We start from the raw sequence: 21,061 nt of genomic DNA, 5'->3' as shown, positions 1-21,061 counted from the left end.
GGTCGGCCCGGCAGTGAGCGACCACCAGAATCTGCTCGCGGAGCAGCGCCGCGCGCTGATCCTCGATGAGGTCAGACGGCGTGGCGGGGTCCGGGTCAACGAGCTCACCCGGAAACTCAACGTCTCGGACATGACGGTCCGCCGGGATCTGGACGCGCTCGCGCGCCAGGGCGTGATCGAGAAGGTGCACGGCGGGGCCGTGCCCGTCGCGGAGGCCACGGCGCACGAGCCGGGCTTCGAGGCGAAGTCGACGCTTGAGCTCAGCGCCAAGCAGGACATCGCGCGGGAGGCGGCCAGGATGGCCGTGCCCGGCAGCGCCATCGCGCTGGCCGGCGGCACGACGGCGTACGCGCTGGCCCAGCAGTTGGTGGACGTGCCGGAGCTGACGGTGGTGACCAACTCGGTGCAGGTCGCCGATGTGTTCCACGCCGCGCAGCGCGCCTCGGCCTCCTCGGCGCCGCGTCCGGGGGCGGCGACCGTGGTCCTCACGGGCGGGGTGCGGACGCTCTCCGACACCCTGGTGGGTCCCGTCGCCGACGCGGCGATCCGCTCGCTCCACTTCGATGTGCTGTTCATCGGGGTGCACGGCATCTCGGTGGAGGCCGGGCTCTCCACGCCCAACCTCGCGGAGGCGGAGACCAACCGGCGGTTCGTGCAGTCCGCCCGGCGGGTCGTGGTGATCGCGGACCACACCAAGTGGGGGACGGTGGGGCTGAGTTCGTTCGCCTCGCTCGACCAGGTCGACTCGCTGGTGACGGACGCGGGGCTCTCGCAGGGGTCCCGCGAGGAGATGACCGAGCACCTGCGGGATCTCGTGGTGGCGGGAGAAGGCACGGACAACGGCGGCGACAACGGCGGAGCCACAGACATCTGACGGCCCGCCAGCTATGGTGTGCGGGCTTCCCGCCCCTGCGGTCCGCGCCCCCCACGGGCTTTCCCCGGGTGCGGGTCCTCGCGCACCCGATCGCCCGGAGGTATGCGTCATGGCTCGCCGACTCAGGTCCGTGGAACTCGACTTCGCCGAGTCGGCGCCGGTACGCCTGGTGTACACGGCCCGGGTCTCGGCCGCGCCCGGGGACGTCTACCGGGCGCTCGCCGAGGAGGTCGCGGACACCCCGGCCTGGTTCTCCTCGGTCGCCGCGGCCCGGCCCCTGGACGGCGGGGCCGGGCGCGAGGTCCGGCTGCGCGGCGGGGTGTTCTTCCGCGAGACGATCATGGCGAGGGATCCGGGCGAGCGCTACGCCTACCGCATCGACGAGACCAACACCCCCGGCGTGGCGGCGATGCTGGAGGACTGGCGGCTCGTCGCGGAGGGCCCCGGCACCCGGGTCCGCTGGACGATGGCGAGCGAGGGACCGGCCCTGTTCCGCCTGGCGATGCGGGCGGCGGCGCCCGGAGTGGGCCGGTCGTTCAGGGGCGCGATGCGCAAGCTGGACCGCCGCCTCGTGGGGACGACCACGCCCTGACCACGACGGCCAAGCCCTGCTCATCACCAACTCGCCCTGTTTCAGCGGCCCATGATCGAGCGCCAGATGCCGTCCAGGGTGCCCGGGGTGAGGCCGTCGTCGGACCGGGCGGCGACGAAGCCGTCCGGGCGGACCAGGAGTGCGCCCTGCGGCGGCAGCCCGACCAGGCCCGGCCACGCGCCCCCGGTGTCGTACAGGACGCCCTCGGCGGAGCGCGATCCGGCTTCCCCGCGCCTGATATGACGCACCGTCACCGGCAGCGTCTTCGCCCCCTCCGCCCACGCCGCGTCCGCCTGGGGGTCCCCACCGGTGAGCAGGGCGAAGCCCGGGCCGGCGAGGTCGAGGGTGGACACGCGGCCGCCGTCGCGCTCCAGCCAGAGGTGCGGGGTGCGGGTGCCGGTCTGGCCCGCGAGCAGGTCGACCGTCTCCCCGGTGTCGGGCGCCTCCCCCGCCGGGGTGCCGTGGACGGCGGCGGAGACGTACCGGTAGCGCGTCATGATCTCGCCGGTGCCCACTTGGCGGTCGAGCGCCTCGGCGTTGTCCGGCGTACGGATGGCGTACCGGGCGCGGAAGTCGGTGCGCAGCCAGGCCTGTTCGGTGACGAGCAGGCCACGCGGGCGGCGCTCGGGCTCGTAGGTGTCCAGGAGCGCGTCCGGTGCCTGCCCGGCGAGGACCGCGGCGAGCTTCCACGCCAGGTTGTGCACGTCGGCGATGCCGGTGTTGGCGCCGAAGCCGCCCCAGGGGGCGTGCCGGTGGGCCGCGTCCCCGGCGAGCAGGACCCGGCCGCGGCGGTAGGCGTCGGCGACCGCGGTCGCGGTGTCCCAGACTCCCCGGGCGAGGAGTTCGATGCGCAGGGCGGGGTCGTCCGCGCCGATGGCGGTGCGCAGCAGCGTCAGACAGCGCTCGTCGGGATAGTCCGCAGGGCTTTCGCGGGCCGGGTCGTAGGCGAGGTGGAAGGACCATTCGTCGGTGTTGTTCTTGGCCAGGAAGAGGCCGGAGACCTCCGGGCCGGTGATCTCGCACTGGCTGAAGGTGCGGTCGCGCACGAGGTCGGTGAGGTCGGCGCGGAAGTAGAGGTTGAGGTAGTGGTGGGTGGCGGGGCGGGTGGTGCTGGTGATGCCGAGGGCGCCCCGGACCGGGCTGCCGGCGCCGTCGGCCGCGAGCAGGTAGTCGGCGTGCAGGGTGCTGGTGCCGCCGGTGGCGCGGTCGGTGAGGGTGGCCGTGACGCGGTCGGCGTCCTGGGTGAACGCGGTCAGTTCGGTGCCGAAGCGGATGTCGCCGCCGCGCTGCCGGGCCAGGTCCCGCAGGACCGGTTCGAGCAGCACCTGGGGGCAGAAGCAGAACGCGGAGGGGCTCTCGTCGGCGCCGACCATCGCGCCGGTCGCGAAGACGTGGCTCAGGTCGAGCGCCTCGGATCCGGCGATGCTCCGGCCGGTGCGGGCGCCGCCGAACCTGCCCATCTTCAGGGCGGAGGCGCTCGCGGCCTGGACGGCGTCCTCGATTCCGAGCTGCCGGAAGATCTCCACGGCGCGGGTGTGCATTCCGCGCGAGCGAGGCAGCACCGTCGGCTCGGCGTTGCGTTCCACGAGGACGTAGTCGACCCCGTGGTGGTCCAGGCACAGGGCCGCGGTCAGACCGACCAGTCCCCCGCCGACGATCAGTACAGATGACATGCGAACTCCCCGTGTGCCCCGTGCCGTTCAGTGGATCTTTCCTACCGTAGACAGCGGAGCGAGCGCCGGGGGCAAACTGCGGGTCAACGCTGGAGTTGGCTCAACCCCGCCCCGGCGGGCGTCAGTTGAGGTACGCGCAGCGGGGCGCGGGTCAGTCGTCGTCCCGGACCGGCACCACGGCCACCGGGCACTCCGCGTGGTGCAGCACCGCGTGTGCCACCGAGCCCATCAGGAGGGAGCCGGGCTTGAGGCGCCTGCGGTGGCGGCCGACCACGATCAGCGCGGCCGACGCCGAGGCGTCGACGAGATGGCCCGCGGCGTCGGCGGGCGCGATCACCGCGTCCACCTCGACGCCGGGGAAGCGCTCCTGGAACGGGCGCAGCCGCTCGGCCTGTTCGCGCCGCTCGTCCCGCTCGGTGGGTTCGTACTGGTCGACGTCCAGCCGCCCCGGCGGGAACTCGCCCGCGACCATCAGGGCGGCCGGGGGCGGCGCCGGGTAGGCGGAGAGCACCTGGAGCGGCACGCCCCGCGATCCGGCCTCCTCGAAGGCGAACTCGACCACGTCGTCCACGGTGTCGGCCAGGTTGAGCCCGAGCACGACCCGGCCGTTGGACCGCTCGTCCTCGCCCGTGCGGGCCAGGCGCGGCACCACGACCACGGGGCAGGGCGCCCGGGTCGCCACGGCCAGGCTGTTGGAGCCGAGGAGCAGGCTGGCGAAGCCGCCGCGCCCGCGCGAGCCCATCACCAGCATGCGGGCGCCGGCGGCCAGGGCGTGCAGCGCGTCGGCCACCTCGCCCTCCAGGGAGTCGAACCGCACCGAAGGCAGCCGGTCGCGCCCGGAAAGTGCGGCGCGGACCCGGTCGGTCACCGGGTCGTTGAGCTCGGGGCCGGGGCCGAGGGCCGCGCGCCGGGCCACCCAGAGCTGGGTGTGGTCGGGCAGGACGTGCGCGATGACCAGCTCGGCGGCCAGTCTGCGGGCGGTGGGGATGGCCCACTCCAGGGCCCGCAGACTGTGGTCGGATCCGTCTACGGCGACAACTACCGGGCGCGTGTCCATGACGTCACCCTGGCACGCGCCACGAGGTCCCGCACGGGCAGAAGGTCCCGTTCCATCCGGTTATCGGGCGGCCCAGACCCCGGTCTCCAGGAAGGTGTCGAGCGTCTCGGCGTAGGGGGCGATGTCCAGGCCCTGTTCGGCGAGCCAGCTGTCCGAGTAGTACTTGTCGAGGTAGCGGTCGCCCGGGTCGCAGAGCAGGGTGACGATGCTGCCGGTGCGGCCTTCGGCGACCATCTCGGCGACGATCCGCAGCGCGCTCCACAGGCCGGTGCCGGTGGAGCCGCCGGCCTTGCGGCCGATCGCCTTCTCCAGGGCGCGCACGGCCGCGACGCTCGCCGCGTCCGGGACCTTCATCATGCGGTCGATGGCGCCGGGGATGAAGCTGGGCTCCATGCGGGGCCGGCCGATGCCCTCGATGCGCGAGCCGCAGTCGCTGGAGGCGAGCGCGTCGCCCCGGGTCCAGCCGTCGAAGAAACAGGAGTTCTCCGGGTCGGGCACACAGATCATCGTGTCGTGCTGCATGTAGTGCACATAGCGCGCGATGGTCGCCGAGGTGCCGCCGGTGCCGGCCGTGGCGACGATCCACGTGGGCTCGGGATAGCGCTCCAACTTGAGCTGCTGGTAGATGGATTCGGCGATGTTGTTGTTGCCGCGCCAGTCGGTGGCCCGCTCCGCGTAGGTGAACTGGTCCATGTAGTGGCCGCCGCTCTCGGCGGCGAGCCTGGCGGACTCCTGGTACATCTTCATCGAGTCGTCGACGAAGTGGCACTGGCCGCCGTGGAATTCGATCAGGCGGCACTTCTCGGCGCTCGTGGTCCGGGGCATCACCGCGATGAACGGCACGCCGATCAGCTTGGCGAAATATGCCTCGGACACGGCGGTCGAGCCGCTGGACGCCTCGATGACCGGCTTGCCCGGCCGGATCCAGCCATTGCACAGGCCGTAAAGGAACAGCGAGCGGGCGAGCCGGTGCTTGAGGCTGCCGGTGGGATGCGTCGACTCGTCCTTGAGATAGAGGTCGATGCCCCAGGCCTCGGGGAGGGGAAAGCGCAGGAGATGGGTGTCGGCGGAGCGGTTGGCATCGGCCTGGACCTTGCGCACGGCCTCCTTCAGCCAGGCGCGGTACGCCGGATCGCCGCGGTCCACATCGATGGTTTCCATGCCACTCCTCGTTGTTGCCTCTGGCCGCCCCCGCGCTCGACAATACCGCTCCGACCTGCACAAACGTTCCCTTTGGGCATCCATAGGAGTGACTTGTGGGACGTCTGGTGAGCGCTGGACGGCACTGGCCCGGACCCGATCCCCACCGCGCCCTGGTGCGTAGGCTCGACGTTGTGCAGACTGCCCACCAGGAGCGATGCGAAGGGGGCCGGACGGTCATGGCGGAACCCGAGTTCAGTGCGCAGGGTGTACGGATCGAGCGGTGGACCCGTTCGCTGACCAGAGCCGGCCAGGTGCTGATCAAGGACGGGCGGCTCGCGCTGCTCACCAGCAACGGACGGGAGATCGACAGCGCGCCCGTCGACGCGGTCAGCGCGGCGCGGCCCTGGCTGCCCTGGCTCGCCAAGGAGGACCGGACGGTGGCGCGGCTCAACGGCACCCGCTACCGCCTGACGATGGGCGAGGAGCCGGACCGCTCGCGCGGATCCGAGCTGACCCAGCGGTTCCTGCAGGCCATCCGGCAGACGACACACGGCGCACACAGCTGAGACGCGTGGACTCCGGGTCGTGCGAGTTGCGGAGTGTCAGCCCCTGGGCCACGCTGGTGTCACATCACTGAGGGTTTACCGGCGGTGACGCTCTGAGCAGGGCCGCCGGACCAGACAGCTACTTCCGGACCACATTCGGGGAGTCGCAACCGTGATCAGCCAGCCAAGCAGGCAGTGCACGGTGGAGCTCCAAGCCCTGCCGTCGCGGATCGGTCAGGTCCGCAGAATCGTATCGGCGCAGTTGCGCTACTGGCATCTGGATCCGTTGATAGACCAGGCGGCGCTCGGCGTCACCGAGTTGCTCACCAACGTCCACCGGCACGCCGAGCCGGACAAGATGTGCACGGTGGCGATCGAGCTGCTGCTCGACCGGCTCACCATCTCGGTGCACGACCACGACCCGACGCTGCCCGCCCTGCGGGACGCCGAGGCCCTCGCCACCAACGGCCGCGGCCTCGCGCTGATAGCGGCGGTCAGCGAGAGCTGGGGAGTGCGCCCGGTCGGCGAGTCCGGCAAGACCGTGTGGTTCACGCTCGCCGCGCCCTCACCCGCCGTGTCACTGCCGCCGTACCCGTTGTACGAGGTCTCGGCGGGCGCCCCCTTCCGGGAAACGCGGCCCGAACACGCGGGCCGCGGCCGTCAGGCCGGCGCCGCCCGGTCGGCCGTCGCGGGCTGACCGGGCGGGCGCGTCACTCACGCCGCGGCGCTCACGCCGCGCCGCCCTTGCCGGGCGGGGCCGGATTCACGCGCCCGAAGTGCTCCTCCAGGACGGAGATGCGGCGCCAGTACTCCTCCTCGTCGATCTCGCCCGAGGCGAACCGGCGGCCGAGGACGGCGATGGGCGAGCGGTCGTCCGTCGGCGGGCGCTCCATCGGCGGGCGCCACGGCCCGCTGCGGCCCCGCCGGCCGGCTCGCCGCAGGACGGTCACGACGGTGAGGATCACGGCCGCCCAGACCAGCGGGACGAAGAAGATCCAGGGTCCGGGGCCGGGCCCCGCGTAGGCCAGGGTGTTCATCTCGGTCAGCTCCCTTGGTGGGGTGGGTGGTTCATGCTTCGAGCCTCCCGCCGCGAGGGGCGCGCGTCGTCGTACGTCCGGCGGCGGTCGGCGTACCCCACGGGAAGTAGGCCGGGATCCCCCGACCGCTCTGGATTCTGTACCTACTGGTATGTACAGTGAGGCCATGAGCACTTCGGAGCGTCTGATCGAGGCCACCCGCGAGCTGTTGTGGGAGCGGGGCTATGTCGGCACCAGCCCCAAGGCGATCCAGCAGCAGGCGGGCGCGGGCCAGGGCAGCATGTACCACCACTTCACGGGCAAGCCCGATCTCGCGCTCGCCGCGATCCGGCGCACCACCGAGGAGATGCGGGCCACGGCCGAGGCCACGTTCGGGGGCGACGGCACGGCGTACGAGCGGATCGCGGCGTATCTGCTGCGCGAGCGTGACGTGCTGCGCGGCTGCCCGGTCGGACGCCTGACGATGGACCCCGAGATCATCGCCGACGCCGAGCTGCGCGCACCCGTCGACGAGACGCTCGACTGGCTGCGCGGCCGGCTCGCCGAGATCGTCCAACAGGGCCTGGACCAGGGCGAGTTCGCGGTGCGTGTGGCACCCCGGGAGATCGCCGCCGCCGTGGTGGCGACGGTCCAGGGCGGCTATGTGCTGGCCCGCGCCTCCGGTTCGCCCGAGGCCTTCGACGCGGGCGTACGAGGCCTGCTCTCCCTGCTCGCCCCGCCCGCCGGACCCCGCTGAACCAGGGCTCGACCGCTCGCCCGAACTCCCGCCGGTTCGAGCCCGGTGCAGCCCATGCCGAACCGCCGCCCGCCCAACTCCCGCCCTCGCGAAGGCCGCAGGCACTCGTCCCACCATCGCCCGAGGAGTACGCGATGCACGCCATGCAGTACGAGATCACGTTGCCCGCCGACTACGACATGGAGATCATCCGCAAGCGCGTCGCCACCAGGGGCCATCTCCTGGACGCCTTTCCGGGCCTCGGCCTCAAGGCCTATCTGATGCGCGAGCGAGGGGGCGCGTCTCCCGTCAACTCCTACGCGCCGTTCTATCTCTGGGCCACGCCCGAGGGCATGAACTCCTTCCTCTGGGGCCCCGGCTTCCAGGGCGTCGTCGACGACTTCGGACGCCCCCGGGTGCGGCACTGGGTGGGCCTCGGGTACGCCGAGGGCCCCGCGTCCACGTCCGCTCCCACCGCCGCGACCGTGCGCCGCACGCCCGTACCGGAAGGCGTCGAACCGGCCCGCAGCGTGGCGGACGCGGTCGCCGAGGACGCGGCGCCCGGGGTGGTGGCGAGCGCGGTGGGCATCGACCCGAGCCGCTGGGAGCTGGTGCGCCTCACGCTCTGGGAGGGGCCGGCGCCGGCGGACGGGGGCGACCGGTTCGAGGTGCTGCACCTCTCCGCGCCCGGGCGCGCGGGGCTGCGGTCGGGACGGCACTGGTGAGCGCGGCGCACACGGTGCTCGGCGAGGTGCCGGCCGGCCGGCTCGGCGTCGTCGACGCACACGACCACCTCTTCATCCGCAGCCCCCGGTTGCCGGGCCAGGAGATGGACGACGTCGAGGACGCGGCGGCCCGGCTCGCCGCGTTCGGCTCGCTCGGCGGCGCCACGGTGGTCCAGTGGACGCCGTACGGGATGGGGCGGCGGGTCGCCGAACTGCCCGCTCTTTCAAGGGAGTCGGGGGTGCACATCGTCGCCGCCACCGGGCTGCACCAAGCCGCCCACTACACGGCGGAGTTGCTCGCCTCGGTACGCGACCGCCTCGCCGAGCTGTTCACCGGGGAGCTGACCGAGGGCATCGGCGACACGGGCGTGCGGGCCGGCCTGATCAAGGTGGCGGGAGGTTTCCACGGGCTCGACGAGCACGCCGTCCTCACGATGCGGGGCGCCGCCGAGGCACACCGGCGCACGGGCGCGCCGATCGCCGTCCACCTGGAGCTGGGCACGGGCGCGCTCGACGTACTCGACCTGCTGTGCGGGGAGTTGGGGGTGGCGCCCGGCTCGGTGATCCTGGGGCACCTGAACCGCTCGCCCGACTTCGCGGTGCACCGCCTGGCCGCAGAGGCCGGGGCGAACCTCGCCTTCGACGGGCCCTCGCGGGCCAACCACGCCACGGACTGGCGGATGCCGGACGCGCTGCGGGCGCTGGCGGACGCGGGGTTCGCGGACCGGCTGCTGCTCGGCGGGGACACCGTCACGCCGGACACGCCGGGCATGGCGCATCTGCTGCGCCGGGTCGCCCCGAGGCTCGAACTCGACCTGGGCAAGGACCTGTTGGAGCGGATCCTCGTCACCAATCCGGCACGCGTCTACGCCTGGTGAGCCAGCGCTCCCAGCGGGTCGTCAAGGACCGGCTGCCAGGCCAGCTCGGCCGCCCCCACCAGGCTGTTGTGGTCGAGGGAGCAGGCGAGGATGGGGACGCCGCCGCTGCGGCCCCACAGGCTGCGGTCGGCGACGACCGCGCGCAGCCGGTCCGGGTCGGCCTCCAGGAGCGCCTTGTGCAGGCCGCCGAGGACGATCCGGTCCGGGTTGAGGATGTTGACGAGCCCGGCGAGGCCGAGCCCGAGGCGGTCGATGAGCTCCTCCGCCGCGCGGCGGACCGGGGCGTCCGCGTACTCCTGGCGCAGTAGCGCCCTCGACTGTTCGAGGAGGGAGACCTCGGGCCCGGGGGCGCGGCCGGCGGCCGTGAGGAAGGCGAGCGGGTCCGCCTCGACGTCGAGGCAGCCGCGGCTGCCGCAGTAGCAGGGGCGGCCGTCCGGGTTGACGGTGAGGTGGCCGACCTCCAGGGCGAGGCCCGAACTCCCGCTGTGCAGACGGCCGTCGAGGACCAGCGCGCCGCCGACGCCGCGGTGTCCCGTGGCCACGCAGAGCAGGTCCCTGGCTCCCCGCCCGGCGCCGTGCCGGTGCTCGGCGAGCGCGGCGAGGTTGACGTCGTTGCCGGTGAAGGCGGGGCCGGTGATGCCGGCCGCCCGGACGCGTTCGGCGAAGATCTCGCGCACCGGGGAGCCCGCGGGCCAGGCCAGGTGCAGCGGGTTGAGCGCGGTGCCCTCCGGCTCGGCGACGGCGGAGGGCACCGCGAGCCCCGCGCCCACGCAGCGGCGGCCACTGCCCCTGAGCAGGGCAGCGCCCGCGTCGACGACTTCGCCGAGCACCTGGGCCGGGTCGGCGGAGACGGTGACGCAGCCCGGGTCGGTGGCGACGATCTCGCCGCCGAGGCCGACGAGCGCGGCGCGGAAGCCGTCCGCGTGCACCTGGGCGGCGAGCGCCACGGGCCCGGCCTCGTTGACCGCGAGCCGGTGCGAGGGGCGGCCCTGGGAGCCGGCGGCGGCGGGCCGCGAGTCCACCTGGATCAGGCCGAGGGCTTCGAGTTCGGCGGCGACCGCGCCGGCGGTGGCGCGGGTGACGCCCAGCTCGGAGGTGAGCACGGCACGGGTCGGCGCGCGGCCGGTGTGTACCAGTTCGAGGGCGGGTCCGAGCGCGCTGCGGCCCCTGTCCAGCCTGGTCCTGGTGGTCGTCGCCTTGCCGTTCATGGGGGCGAGTCTCCCATGATCCCGGGCGGCGTCCGGCCCGGTTCGCGCGGTGCCGGGCTCGCGGGCGCCGGGCGTCGGGCACCGGCCGGAGGTCCGCGACCGGGGCGGCCCGGTGACCTGCCCCGGGCCGCCGCCGCCCCATCCGCTTGATGAGCTGCCCGCACTGCCCCTATCCTGACTTTGTGCCGCTACTAAACAAAGTACGGACGGCCGCTCCGGGGGGTCCTGGCAACGACATCGCCACCGCTTCCCCGTCCCGCCTCCGCTCCGCCCTGACCGTGTTCTTCGCCCTCGACGGCTTCCTGTTCGCCGGGTGGGTCGTCCGCATCCCCGCGATCAAGCAGCAGACCGGCGCCTCAGCCGGCGAGCTGGGTCTCGCCCTGCTCGGCGTCTCGGCCGGGGCCGTGGTGACGATGGTGCTGACCGGCCGGCTCTGCCGCCGCTTCGGCAGTCATCCGGTGACCGTCGTCTGCGGTGCGCTGATGGCCCTCGCGATCGCGCTTCCCGCGCAGACCCACTCGGCGCTCGCGCTCGGTCTGGTGCTGCTCGCGTTCGGCGCCGCGTACGGCGGCCTCAACGTGGCGATGAACAGCGCGGCCGTGGACCTGGTGGCCGCGCTGCGCCGCCCGGTGATGCCGAGCTTCCACGCGGCCTTCAGCCTCGGCGGCATGGTCGGCGCGGGCGTCGGAGCAGTGGTCGCCTCCAGCCTCTCCCCCGCCGCGCACCTGCTGACCCTGACCGGTGTCGGGCTGGTGGTGACCGCGCTCGCGGGGCGGGTGCTGCTGCGCCATCCGGCACCCGTACACCCGAGCACACCCCACGCCAAGGGACACCGGCTCGACGGGCGGGCCCGGCGTCTGGTGCTGCTCTTCGGCCTGATCGCGCTCTGCACGGCGTACGGAGAGGGCGCGATGGCGGACTGGGGCGCGCTCCACCTGGAGCAGGACCTGGACGCCGCCCCCGGAATCGCGGCGGTGGGCTACTCGCTGTTCGCGCTGGCCATGACGGCCGGCCGGCTCTCGGGGACCGCGCTCCTGGAGCGTCTCGGGCAGACCCGCACGCTCGTCGCGGGCGGGCTCACGGCATCGGCCGGAATGCTGCTCGGCGCGCTGGCCCCGACGACCTGGCTCGCCCTGGCGGGTTTCGCCGTGATGGGTCTGGGCCTCGCCAACATCTTCCCGGTCGCCGTCGCGCGGGCGGGCGCCCTCGCCGGGCCGGGCGGCGTGGCCGCCGCCTCGACGCTCGGCTACGGCGGCATGCTGCTCGGGCCGCCCGCGATCGGGCTGCTCGCCGAGTGGTCCTCGCTGCCGCTCGCCCTGACCACGGTCGCCGTACTGGCCGCGGGCGCCGCGCTGATCGGCTGGGCCGCCCGTAACGCCACCGCGCCCCAGGCCTGAGACCGCCCGCGCCGCAGGAGACCAACTCGGCCATTGGGCAAGCGCGTTGGGTACGGACGCTATGACGTGGACGGGGTCTTGAGCATCCGGGCGAGCACCGCGCGCTGGAGCGGCAGCACCTCGGCATGACGCGAGCGGCCGGCGTCGGTGATCTCCACACTGACCCCGCGCCGGTCCTCGCTGCACATCCCGCGCGCGACGAGCCCGTCCTTCTCCAGGCGTCCGATCAGGCGGGACAGCGCGCTCTGGCTGAGGTGGATCCGCGAAGCCAGCTCCTGGACGCGGAAGGAGCGGCCCGAGCCCTCTTCGCAGCCCTGCGCCAGGACGTCCAGCACCTCGAAGTCGCTCGCGCCGAGCCCGAACGCGTGGAGTTCACGGTCGAGCTCGCACGTGGTGCGCGCGTGAACCGCGAGTATGTCCCGCCACTCCTGCACGAGCAGACGCTCGCCGGGCTTCTCAGCTGCCATGGCGGCACGCTAGCAGAACCCACCGGTTTTGTTGCATGAGAATTAAATGCGGCTGCACTCTATGCGCGCACATGTACTCTCGTGGTGCGAGCGGTCGGGGGAAGGGACGGCCGACGGGCGCCGGTTGCCCGTCGGCCGTCCCTGCTGTGAGACTTCGCGCATGGGGACACCGAGCCGGGCCGAGCGGGACGCCGTCACGACCGAGATCGGCTACGCCCTGGCCAGCGCCCTGTTCGCGGCCGGCGTGGTGTTCGGCGCGATCGCCGGTTCCGGCTACGCCCTCGAACTCCCGCACCCGCTGCGGCGGGTGCTGCTGCTCCTCGGCGGCGGCTGCGCGCTCATCGTGTTCGTCTGGCGGACCGTGCACGTGCTGTGGCGCTTTCCGTACGGGTCGGACCGAGGCCCCCGTCAGCCCAGCCAGCCGGGGCGCACCAGGCCCGACTCGTAGGCCAGGACGACCAGTTGGGCCCGGTCGCGGGCGCCGAGCTTCACCATCGCCCGGCTCACATGCGTCTTCGCCGTCAACGGGCTGACGACCAGGCGGCGGGCGATCTCCTCGTTGGACAGGCCGATGCCGACGAGCGCCATCACCTCCCGCTCCCGCTCGGTGAGCTGGGCCAAGCTCTCGGCGCCGGCCGGCTCCTTGGAACGTGCCGCGAACTCGGCGATCAGCCTCCGGGTCACCCCGGGCGAGAGCAGCGCGTCACCGTCGACCACCGCCCGGACCGCGCGCAGCAGTTCGTCCGGCTCGGTGTCCTTGACGAGGAACCCCGAGGCGCCGGCGCGGATCGCGTCGAAGACGTACTCGTCCAGCTCGAAGGTGGTGAGCATGACCACCTTCACCTCGCCCAGGGCTGGGTCGGAGGTGATCGCACGGGTGGCGGCGAGACCGTCGAGCCGGGGCATCCGGATGTCCATCAGGACGACGTGCGGCCGCAGTTCGCGCACCAGGCCCACCGCCTCCTCGCCGTCGGCGGCCTCCCCCACCACCTCGATGTCGCCCTGCGCGTCCAGGAGCGCCCGGAACCCGGCGCGCACCAGGAGCTGGTCGTCGGCGAGCAGTACGCGGATCACGGATTCTCCTTGGGGGGTGCGCCCAGCGGAAGCCGGGCCGTCACGCGGAAGCCGCCGGACGGAACCGGCCCCGCGTCGATGGTGCCACCGAGCGCCGCGGCCCGCTCACGCATGCCGATCAGGCCGTTTCCGCTGCCGCCCGCACCGCCCGAGGACGACGGCCCGTCGTCCTCGATCCGAAGCACCACGGCGCCGGGCTCGTAGCCGACCGCGACGCGCGCGGTGCGCGCCGCGGAGTGGCGCACGACGTTGGTGAGGGCCTCCTGCACGATGCGGAAGGCGGCCAGGTCGACGCCGGGCGGCAGCGCCGCGCGACGGCCGGTGGCCGTGGTCTCGATGGTGAGCCCGGCGCTCGCGGCCTGCTCGACGAGTTCGGGCAGCCGGTCGAGGCCGGGCGCCGGGGAGCGCGGGGCCTCGCCGGGCGCGCGCAGCGTCTCCAGGACCTGACGCACCTCCCCGAGCGCCTCCTTGCTCGCGGACTTGATGGTGGTCAGGGCGGTACGGGCCTGCTCGGGGTCGGTGTCGAGCAGGGCGAGCCCGACACCGGCCTGGACGTTGATCACGGAGATGCTGTGGGCGAGCACGTCGTGCAGCTCCCGGGCGATCCGCAGCCGTTCCTCGTCGGCCCGCCGCCTGGCCGCCGCGGCCCGCCCGGCCCGCTCCCTGGCCCACTGCTCCCGGCGTACGCGCACGAGTTCCGCGACCGCGACGATGGCCACGGCCCAGGCGGCGATGCCCACTTCCTGACCCCACGGCGCGGCCGCGTCTCCGTCGGGCGGCAGCCACCGGTAGAGCCAGTGCGCCACCAGGAGGTGCCCCAGCCACAGCATGGCCACCGCGGCCCAGGCCTGGCGGCGGCGGCCCGCGACGACCGCGGTGAAGCAGCCGACCGCGACGGGCAGGAACACCGGACCGTAGGGATAGCCGGCGCCGAGGTAGACCATGGCGGCCGCCGAGGCGCCGAACACCGCGACGACGGGGTGCCGCAGGCGGATCAGCAGCACCGCGCAGCCGGCGAGCAGCAGCCCGAGGGCGAAGGCGTCGAGCGGGGCCCGGCCCGTCTGGGCGTGCCCGGCGAAGCGGGATCCGGCGAGCACCACCACGGTGAGCGCGACCGTCGACGCCCACGGCAGCCGGGCCGGCCGCCCCTCCTCGCCGTCCGGGCCCCGCACCCAGCGCCGCACCAGGGGCGGCGGCCCCGCCCCTCGCCGGGGAGGGCCGCCGCGTCCGGCGTCGCGCGGTGACTGCTGCTCGTCCATACCGGCCACGCTAGACCGGCGCCGGGCGCCGGGGCGTCCCCCCGACGGGGTGATCACGCGTACTACGCGGGGAGTACCAGGCCCACCGAGCGGGCGATTTGCTCGGCCGCGTGCGTGAAGAACGCCTCGCGCTCCTCGACCACCCGGTGGAACTGGCCGAACGCCTCGAAGGAGATGAGCCCGAACAGCTGCGACCAGGCGGCGACGAGGGCGACGACGGCGGCCGGGGGCAGATCGGGGGCGAAGTCCGCGGCCATCCGCTCGCCCTCGGCGCGCAGCGGTGCGGGGGGCCGCGGCGGCGCGATGCCCTTGCCCCGGTGGGCGTCGCGGGCGATGGAGATGAGCACGAGCCCGACCCTGGACGCGGGGCCGTTGGTCGCCTCGGGCGCGGTGTAGCCGGGGACGGGCGAGCCGTAGATGAGCGCGTACTCGTGGGGGTGGGCGAGCGCCCAGGTGCGTACCGCGCGGCAGACGGCGGTCCAGCGGGTGACGGGGGACGCGGCCGCCCGCTGCCGCGCGAGGGCGTGTTCGGCGGCTTCGCCGACGGCGTCGTAGGCGTCGACGATCAGGGCGGTCAGCAGGTCGTCCCGGCTCGGGAAGTAGCGGTAGAGCGCCGAGGAGACCATGCCCAGCTCGCGGGCGACGGCGCGGAGCGAGAGCTTGGCGGCGCCCTCCGCCGCGAGCTGTCGTCTGGCCTCGTCCTTGATGGCGGCGGTGACTTCGACACGTGCCCGTGCGCGGGCTCCCTGGACGGTGCTCATGGGCGCCAGTCTGCCAGCACCGAGAGCAGTGGCCAAGAACGCGTCCCCCGCACACAAATCGGAGCGGTGCACAGGAAAGAGAGCAGTGCTCTTGATTTGGAGCGCCGCTTCGGTGCACACTGCTGCTCATGAACGAGAGCACCGCTCTCGCACCTACCGGCTTCGGGAATCAGGGAGACACCATGTCCGCTTCCGCACACGTCCAGAAGCCCGGCTGGTTCACGGTCAACGTCATGAACCGGGCCGTCACCTGGCTGACCCGTCGCGGCATCAGCGTCTGGGGCTCCCGGGTCCTCGCGGTCCGCGGCCGCAAGAGCGGCGAGTGGCGCCGCACCCCCGTCAACCTGCTGTCCTTCGAGGGCGAGCAGTACCTGGTCGCCCCGCGCGGCCACGTCCAGTGGACCCACAACATGCGGGCGGCCGGCGGCGGCGAGCTGCACCTGGGCAAGAAGGCCGAGGCGTTCACCGCCGTCGAGGTCGCCGACGACGACAAGCCCGCCCTGCTGCGCGCCTACCTCAAGCGCTGGAAGGCCGAGGTGGGCGTCTTCTTCAACGGCGTCGGCCCCGACTCCAGCGACGCGGAACTGCGCCGGATCGCCCCCGACCACCCCGTCTTCCGGATCACCCTCACCCGGTGACCCGGGCCCCGCCCCCGAGCGAGCCCGCACCTGACACCCCCCCTGCCCCCACCCCCGACCCAGCCCCCCGCCTCGGCCTTCAGCTGCCGAGCAGCACCCTCAACTCCGGTTGCAGCCAAGGCTCATGGGCCCGTACGAGGTCGTCGCACAGCTCCCAGATCCGCTCGACGGGCAGCGCCGCCGCCGTCGCGGGGTCGCACATCGCGGCGTGCCGGATGTGGCGCGGATCGCCGAGCACGGCGGCCCGTACCACGAGATCGGTCACCGAGAGATAGGCCCGGTTGAGCGCCGCGCACTGCGGCGGCAGGGCCCCGATCCGGGTGGGCTGCACCCCCAACCCATCGACCAGGCAGGGGACTTCGACGACCGAGTCGGCGGGCAGGTTGTCGATCAGGCCATGGTTGGGGACGTTGCCGTAGACCCGGCGCGGGGTGCCCGTGACGACGCTGTGGATGATCTGCGGGGCGTACTCCAAGGTCCCCTCGACCGGTAGCGGCTGCCCCGAGGCGAGGGCGTCGCGGGTGCGGGCGTAGGAGGCCAGGTTCTCCTCCGTCATGTCGAGATAGGCGCCGACCGGCAGCCGCAGCCGGTCGATCTCCTCGTCGTGGTGCAGGTACCAGGGCACGTACTCCGAGGAGTGCTCACTGGTCTCGGTCGGGTAGTGGCCGAGCCTGCGGTACATGTCGACGCGTACCCGGCGCAGCAGTTCGGGGTCCTTGGCGATGGTCTCGTCGAGGAGCGGATAGAGGTCCTGGCCCGCACGCTCGAAGCGCAGCACCCAGGACTGGTGGTTGACCCCGGCCGCGAGGTAGGAGACCTCCTCGAAGGGCGTTCCGGTCAGGGCGGACAGGTCGTGCATCGTCCAGTGGATGGAGTGGCACAGGCCGACGGCGCGCAGCGCGGGAGCCACCCGGTGCAGGTAGAGCAGGTTCATGGCCATCGGGTTGGTGTAGTTCAACAGGATGGCGTCCGGGCAGAGTCGGGCCATGTCGGCGGCGAGCGCGCGCAGCAGCGGGAAGGTGCGCAGGGCGCGGAAGATGCCGCCGATGCCGAGGGTGTCGGCGATCGTCTGGCGCAGCCCGTAGCGGGCGGGGACCGTGAAGTCGGTACGGGTGGCCTCGCTCATGCCGATCTGGACGGTGTTGATGACGAAGTCGGCGCCCTCAAGGGCGGCTCGTCGCTCCGGGTGTGCGCTGAGGTGCGGCTCCGCGCCGCGTTCGGCCGCGATGTGGCGGGCGGCGGCCTCGCTGGTGGCGAGGCGTTCGGGGTCGATGTCGTGGAGCGCGATGCGGGCGCGCGCGAACTCGGGGAAGGCGAACAGGTCGGCGAGCAGGCCCTGGGTGAATTCCACACTGCCCGCGCCGATGAAGGCGATCTTGGTCTCGGTCATGCGTGCCCTTTCCGGCGACTCGGATGACGGCGACCGCCGGTGCGCGGCCGCCCGCCCTTCGGGCCATGAACCCCCCGGGCCTTCAGCCCCGCGACCCGCTAGCCCTTGAGGCCGCTCGTCGTCAGCGACTGGATGAAGGTCTTCTGCGCGAACAGGAAGGCCAGCAGGACCGGCAGCACGGTCACGACATTGCCCGCCATCACCGCCGACCACTTGGTGTGGTGCTGGCCCTGGAACGTGGTCAGGCCCAGTTGCAGCGTGTACCGCGCGTCGTGGTTGATGGCGATGAGCGGCCAGGACAGGTCGTTCCAGGTGGCGAGGAAGGTGAGCACCGCGACCGTGGCGAGCGCCGGGCGGGCGAGCGGCGCCACGATCGAGACGAGCACCCGCAGCCGCGAACAGCCGTCGATCCAGGCCGCCTCCTCCAGCTCCCTCGGCAGCGTGAGGAAGAACTGCCGGAAGAGGAACACCGCGAACGGGGTGACCAGGGACGGCACGATGAGCGCGCCCAGGGTGTCGATGAGCCCGAGCCACTTCATCACCAGGAACGTGGGGATCATGGTCAGCTGGAACGGCACCGCCATCGTCGCCAGCATCAGGCCGAGCAGCAGCCGCGATCCGGCGAACCGCATGCGCGCGAAGGCGTAGCCGCCGAGCGCCCCGAGCACGAGGTTCGAGGCGACGGCGACGCCCGCGACGACGCAGGAGTTCAGGAACCAGCGGGGGAACATCGCGTTGCCGAGGACATAGCGGTAGCCGCCGAGGTCGATGCCGTGCGGCCACAGCGCGGGCGGGAAGCGGTTGATCTCCGCGTCGCTCATCACGGAGCTGACGATCAGCCACACGAGCGGCAGCGCGAAGCCGATCGAGAGCGGTGCGAGAAGGAGGTGCCACGGGCTGAACGGGAGCCGGCGCCGGAAACCGGCCAACGGGCCGGGGGCCTCCACGGCGGGGGCTGCCCCCGGGGCGGTCACGGTGGGCACGCTCATCGGCTCACTCTCTCTTCGGTCCGCTCAACTCGCCCACGGGACAAGGGCGTTGAGTCCGTACGGTCGCGATGGCGCCGGTAGAGGCGCAGCACGACGGCCGCCGCGATCAGGCCGACCGCGAGGACGTAGGCCGCGGCGGCGCCGTATCCGGCGGTGAAGTTCTGGAAGGCCTGCTCCCAGACGAAGTAGACGATCACGGTGGTGGCGCCGAGGGGGCCGCCCTTGGTGGTGACGTAGACGAGGTCGAAGACCTGGAGGGCGGTGATGAACTGCCACAGGACCAGGAAGACGGTGACCGGAGTGAGCGAGGGAAGGGTGACGTGGCGCAGTACCTGGCCCCGGTTCGCCCCGTCGAGGCGGGCCGATTCGACGAGTTCGGCGGGCACGTCCTGGAGCGCGGCGAGATAGACGATGACGCAGAAGCCGATGCCGCTCCACAGGGAGATGAGCAACAGGACGCCGAGGGCCTGGCCCGGGTCGTTGAGGAAGCCCTGCGGGGAGACGCCGATGTGGTGCAGGAGCGCGTTCGCGACGCCGAAGTCGGGGTCGAAGATGAACGAGAACAGCACGCCCTGGGCGGTGGCGGAGACCACGAACGGGATGAAGACCAGCGTGCGGTAGAGCCCGACGAGACGGATCCGCCGGTTCAGCGCGAGGGCGAGCGCGAGCCCCGTGGCCAGACTCAGCGGGACGTAGACGCCCGCGTAGACCAGGGTGTTCTCGACGGCCGTGCGGAACGCCGGGTCCTTGCCGAGGGCGTGGTAGTTGTCGAGCCCCACCCAGCGGCCCGGCGTGACCAGGTCGTCCGCGCGGAACGACAGGAGCAGGGACCACAGCAGCGGTACGACACCGAGCCCGATGATCACCAGGACGGCCGGGCCGATGAAGGCCCAGGCGGTGGCGGCCTCGCCGCGCGCCCGCCGCCGCCTGGCGACACGGGCGGCCCGGTCCGGGTCGAGCGTGAGCGGGCGTGGAGTGCGCGGGCGCGGGGTGCGCGGGCGCGGGGTGCGCGGGCCGGTGGTCCTCATCTCGGGGCCCTTCCGCTGGTACTCATCTCCGGGACCTTTCCGGTCGGGGGTCGGCTTCAGAGCGGTCCGGTGGGGGCGGCTTACGGTCCGGTCGGGGGGCTTACCGTCCGGTCGAGGGCGGGCTCACCGTCCGGTCGGGGGCGGCTTCAGCGCGGTATCAGCAGGGCGGCGTCGGCCTTCTCGGCGCACCGGCGCATGGCCCGGTCCGGCGACGAGCGGCCGAGCAGCACCGTCACGACGGCTTCGCCGACCGCCTGCGAGATCGCCGGATACGCCGGGTGCACGGGGCGTACCCGGGCCGACTCCAGGGCCTTGGTGAACACCGGGAGCCCGACGGTCTCGGCGGAGTGGCCGAGCCATGCGGGGCGCCGCGCGCTCTCCACGCTGAGCGGCAGGCTTCCGGCGCCGATGTCCCAAGTGACGTCCTGGTCCGGCGAGATGAGCCAGCGGACGAACGCGACGGCGGCCTTCGAGCGTGCGGAGCCGTTGTCGAAGACGGTCCAGGTGTCCGGGCCCGAGATGGTGACGGGACGGCCGCTGTAGGAGGGCAGGGGCACGACGGCGTAGTCCACCTTGGCGGCGACGATGTCCGGCAGCGACCAGGGCCCGCCGAGCACCATGCCCATGCGTCCCGACAGGAAGACCTGGTACATCTGGGCGCTGCCCGGCTTGGGGTCGATGTAGACGGCGTTGCCCGTGGCGAGGGACGCGACGGTCTCCAGGGCCCGGGGCCCCTGTTCGGTGAAGCCGATGCCCTTGCCGTCCGGCGCGATGATCTCGCCGCCGAGGTCCCACACCATCGGCCACAGGCGCCAGGTGGTGTCCTCGTCGCCGACGCCGGGCCAGCCGGTGCCGAAGACGCCCTTGGCGGCGTCGGTCAACCGGTGGCTCGCATCGGCGAACTCGGCCCAGGACCAGCCGGGTTGGGGCAGTTCGAGCCCGGCGCGCCGGAACAGGCGGGTGTTGCAGATGACCGCGAGGGAGTCGACGAGGGCGGGCGCGCCGCGCACCTTCCCGTTGATGGTCACCGCCTCCCGCAGCGAGGGCCAGTAGTCGTTCCAGGGCACGGGGCCCGGGCCGCGCAGTGCGCCCGTGAGGTCGAGGACGCGGGGGCTGCGGGCGATGCTCGCGATGTCCGAGCCGAAGACGTAGGCGATGTCGGGGTAGGAGCCGGAGGCGAGGGCGGCGGTCACCTTCTGGAGCATCACATCGGCCGTGGCTCCCCCGCCCGCGTCGACGTGGATCGTGGGGTGGGTGCGGTTGAACTCGCCGACCAGGGCTTCGATGGCCTGCTTCAGGGTGTCGGTCTGGCCGTGCCACAGCTCGACGGTCACCTTGCCGTCGGGCCCGACGCCGTCCCCCTGCGACGAGCCGCAGGCCGTGAGGGCCGGTACGGCGACGGCGCCCAGCGCACAGCCCGCCCCGGCTCTCAGGAGCGTGCGGCGGCCGGGGGCCGGGTGGCGTGGAGGGGGGACGGTGCCGGCCGGGGCCAAGTGGTGTGGTGGGGTGCCGGCCGGGGATGGAGCGGCAGTTGAACGTTGCGGCGTCGCGTGGGGCGAGGGGGCGGTGGCGCGATCCGGGCCGGCGGGCATGATCCGCTCCATCCCTCGC

General features: G+C 73.1%; 23 protein-coding genes. 10 read left to right on the top strand and 13 right to left on the bottom strand.

The features are described from left to right. Positions 1-13: 13 nt before the first annotated feature. Positions 14-874, top strand: a complete 861-nt coding sequence (locus tag ACFYZA_RS01410) for a DeoR/GlpR family DNA-binding transcription regulator (RefSeq protein WP_388486162.1) — start codon at positions 14-16, stop codon at positions 872-874. 109 nt (positions 875-983) lie between these two features. After that, a complete protein-coding gene (locus tag ACFYZA_RS01405; RefSeq protein ID WP_388486159.1) occupies positions 984-1,466 on the top strand; it encodes an SRPBCC family protein in 483 nt (160 codons plus the stop codon). Between the two features lie 41 nt (positions 1,467-1,507). Here the strand turns inward: ACFYZA_RS01405 and ACFYZA_RS01400 are convergent, their stop codons facing one another. The 3 genes from ACFYZA_RS01400 to ACFYZA_RS01390 all read right to left on the bottom strand — a co-directional run bounded on the left by ACFYZA_RS01400 (position 1,508) and on the right by ACFYZA_RS01390 (position 5,357). Next, positions 1,508-3,139 carry an FAD-dependent monooxygenase gene (locus tag ACFYZA_RS01400; protein WP_388486157.1) on the bottom strand — a complete coding sequence of 544 codons (1,632 nt, stop codon included), beginning with the start codon at positions 3,137-3,139 and terminating at the stop codon, positions 1,508-1,510. Positions 3,140-3,290: 151 nt separating this feature from the next. Next, positions 3,291-4,196 carry a universal stress protein gene (locus tag ACFYZA_RS01395; protein ID WP_382587740.1) on the bottom strand — a complete coding sequence of 302 codons (906 nt, stop codon included), beginning with the start codon at positions 4,194-4,196 and terminating at the stop codon, positions 3,291-3,293. Between the two features lie 60 nt (positions 4,197-4,256). After that, positions 4,257-5,357 carry a PLP-dependent cysteine synthase family protein gene (locus tag ACFYZA_RS01390; protein ID WP_382587742.1) on the bottom strand — a complete coding sequence of 367 codons (1,101 nt, stop codon included), beginning with the start codon at positions 5,355-5,357 and terminating at the stop codon, positions 4,257-4,259. 218 nt (positions 5,358-5,575) lie between these two features. Here ACFYZA_RS01390 and ACFYZA_RS01385 point away from each other — a divergent pair, with 218 nt between their 5' ends. Continuing rightward, the gene (locus ACFYZA_RS01385; RefSeq protein ID WP_382587744.1) at positions 5,576-5,905 is read left to right on the top strand and encodes a hypothetical protein; all 330 of its coding nucleotides are present in this window, start codon (positions 5,576-5,578) and stop codon (positions 5,903-5,905) included. 151 nt (positions 5,906-6,056) lie between these two features. After that, positions 6,057-6,581, top strand: coding sequence for an ATP-binding protein (locus tag ACFYZA_RS01380; RefSeq protein WP_382587746.1), 525 nt, complete (start codon positions 6,057-6,059; stop codon positions 6,579-6,581). Positions 6,582-6,612: 31 nt separating this feature from the next. On the opposite strand, the gene ACFYZA_RS01375 is transcribed toward ACFYZA_RS01380, so the two are convergent. Continuing rightward, positions 6,613-6,921 (bottom strand): SHOCT domain-containing protein, encoded by a 309-nt coding sequence (locus ACFYZA_RS01375; protein WP_388486153.1) that lies wholly within the window; start codon positions 6,919-6,921, stop codon positions 6,613-6,615. Positions 6,922-7,072: 151 nt separating this feature from the next. Between ACFYZA_RS01375 and ACFYZA_RS01370 the strand changes: the two genes are divergently transcribed. From ACFYZA_RS01370 to ACFYZA_RS01360, 3 genes are all read left to right on the top strand, one after another. Next, entirely contained in the window at positions 7,073-7,657 is a 585-nt protein-coding gene (locus tag ACFYZA_RS01370; RefSeq protein WP_388486151.1) for a TetR/AcrR family transcriptional regulator, read from the top strand. Between the two features lie 134 nt (positions 7,658-7,791). Beyond that, positions 7,792-8,361: a DUF4865 family protein gene (locus ACFYZA_RS01365; RefSeq protein ID WP_388486149.1), complete on the top strand. Its 570-nt coding sequence runs from the start codon at positions 7,792-7,794 to the stop codon at positions 8,359-8,361. Further along, complete coding sequence (locus tag ACFYZA_RS01360) at positions 8,355-9,239, top strand: phosphotriesterase (RefSeq protein ID WP_382587928.1); 885 nt, start codon at positions 8,355-8,357, stop codon at positions 9,237-9,239. The genes ACFYZA_RS01365 and ACFYZA_RS01360 overlap by 7 nt, the downstream gene beginning before the upstream one ends. Here ACFYZA_RS01360 and ACFYZA_RS01355 read toward each other — a convergent pair. Then, complete coding sequence (locus ACFYZA_RS01355; RefSeq protein ID WP_388486147.1) at positions 9,227-10,447, bottom strand: ROK family protein; 1,221 nt, start codon at positions 10,445-10,447, stop codon at positions 9,227-9,229. The genes ACFYZA_RS01360 and ACFYZA_RS01355 overlap by 13 nt on opposite strands. 182 nt (positions 10,448-10,629) lie before the next feature. Between ACFYZA_RS01355 and ACFYZA_RS01350 the strand changes: the two genes are divergently transcribed. Beyond that, positions 10,630-11,844 carry an MFS transporter gene (locus ACFYZA_RS01350; RefSeq protein WP_388486145.1) on the top strand — a complete coding sequence of 405 codons (1,215 nt, stop codon included), beginning with the start codon at positions 10,630-10,632 and terminating at the stop codon, positions 11,842-11,844. Between the two features lie 59 nt (positions 11,845-11,903). Here the strand turns inward: ACFYZA_RS01350 and ACFYZA_RS01345 are convergent, their stop codons facing one another. Beyond that, entirely contained in the window at positions 11,904-12,311 is a 408-nt protein-coding gene (locus ACFYZA_RS01345; RefSeq protein ID WP_382587758.1) for a MarR family winged helix-turn-helix transcriptional regulator, read from the bottom strand. A 160-nt stretch (positions 12,312-12,471) separates the two neighbouring features. Between ACFYZA_RS01345 and ACFYZA_RS01340 the strand changes: the two genes are divergently transcribed. Next, on the top strand, positions 12,472-12,759 hold the full coding sequence (locus ACFYZA_RS01340; protein ID WP_388486142.1) for a DUF6332 family protein: 288 nt from the start codon (positions 12,472-12,474) through the stop codon (positions 12,757-12,759). On the opposite strand, the gene ACFYZA_RS01335 is transcribed toward ACFYZA_RS01340, so the two are convergent. From ACFYZA_RS01335 to ACFYZA_RS01325, 3 genes are all read right to left on the bottom strand, one after another. Continuing rightward, the gene (locus ACFYZA_RS01335; RefSeq protein ID WP_388486139.1) at positions 12,720-13,385 is read right to left on the bottom strand and encodes a response regulator; all 666 of its coding nucleotides are present in this window, start codon (positions 13,383-13,385) and stop codon (positions 12,720-12,722) included. The two genes, ACFYZA_RS01340 and ACFYZA_RS01335, sit on opposite strands and share 40 nt — an antisense overlap. After that, positions 13,382-14,644 carry a sensor histidine kinase gene (locus tag ACFYZA_RS01330; RefSeq protein WP_388486136.1) on the bottom strand — a complete coding sequence of 421 codons (1,263 nt, stop codon included), beginning with the start codon at positions 14,642-14,644 and terminating at the stop codon, positions 13,382-13,384. Before ACFYZA_RS01330 ends, ACFYZA_RS01335 begins: the two co-directional genes overlap by 4 nt. A gap of 62 nt (positions 14,645-14,706) precedes the next feature. Further along, a complete protein-coding gene (locus tag ACFYZA_RS01325) occupies positions 14,707-15,405 on the bottom strand; it encodes a TetR/AcrR family transcriptional regulator (RefSeq protein ID WP_388486134.1) in 699 nt (232 codons plus the stop codon). 182 nt (positions 15,406-15,587) lie between these two features. On the opposite strand from ACFYZA_RS01325, the gene ACFYZA_RS01320 reads away from it, so the two are divergent. Further along, positions 15,588-16,043, top strand: coding sequence for a nitroreductase family deazaflavin-dependent oxidoreductase (locus ACFYZA_RS01320; RefSeq protein ID WP_382587768.1), 456 nt, complete (start codon positions 15,588-15,590; stop codon positions 16,041-16,043). 79 nt (positions 16,044-16,122) lie between these two features. Here ACFYZA_RS01320 and ACFYZA_RS01315 read toward each other — a convergent pair whose 3' ends face one another. From ACFYZA_RS01315 to ACFYZA_RS01300, 4 genes are all read right to left on the bottom strand, one after another. Beyond that, the gene (locus ACFYZA_RS01315) at positions 16,123-17,433 is read right to left on the bottom strand and encodes an alpha-glucosidase/alpha-galactosidase (RefSeq protein ID WP_382587770.1); all 1,311 of its coding nucleotides are present in this window, start codon (positions 17,431-17,433) and stop codon (positions 16,123-16,125) included. A 98-nt stretch (positions 17,434-17,531) separates the two neighbouring features. Further along, positions 17,532-18,422 (bottom strand): carbohydrate ABC transporter permease, encoded by an 891-nt coding sequence (locus tag ACFYZA_RS01310; RefSeq protein ID WP_382587772.1) that lies wholly within the window; start codon positions 18,420-18,422, stop codon positions 17,532-17,534. Further along, complete coding sequence (locus tag ACFYZA_RS01305) at positions 18,419-19,450, bottom strand: carbohydrate ABC transporter permease (protein WP_388486131.1); 1,032 nt, start codon at positions 19,448-19,450, stop codon at positions 18,419-18,421. The genes ACFYZA_RS01310 and ACFYZA_RS01305 overlap by 4 nt, the downstream gene beginning before the upstream one ends. Before the next feature lie 146 nt (positions 19,451-19,596). Continuing rightward, on the bottom strand, positions 19,597-21,042 hold the full coding sequence (locus ACFYZA_RS01300) for an ABC transporter substrate-binding protein (RefSeq protein ID WP_388486128.1): 1,446 nt from the start codon (positions 21,040-21,042) through the stop codon (positions 19,597-19,599). Between the last annotated feature and the right edge of the window lie 19 nt (positions 21,043-21,061).

Origin of the sequence: Streptomyces sp. NPDC001828, from assembly GCF_042892175.1 — a bacterium.
Lineage (GTDB): Bacteria > Actinomycetota > Actinomycetes > Streptomycetales > Streptomycetaceae > Streptomyces.
The sequence above is the reverse complement of the archived record's forward strand: the minus strand, read 5'-3'. Positions and strand labels throughout refer to the sequence as shown.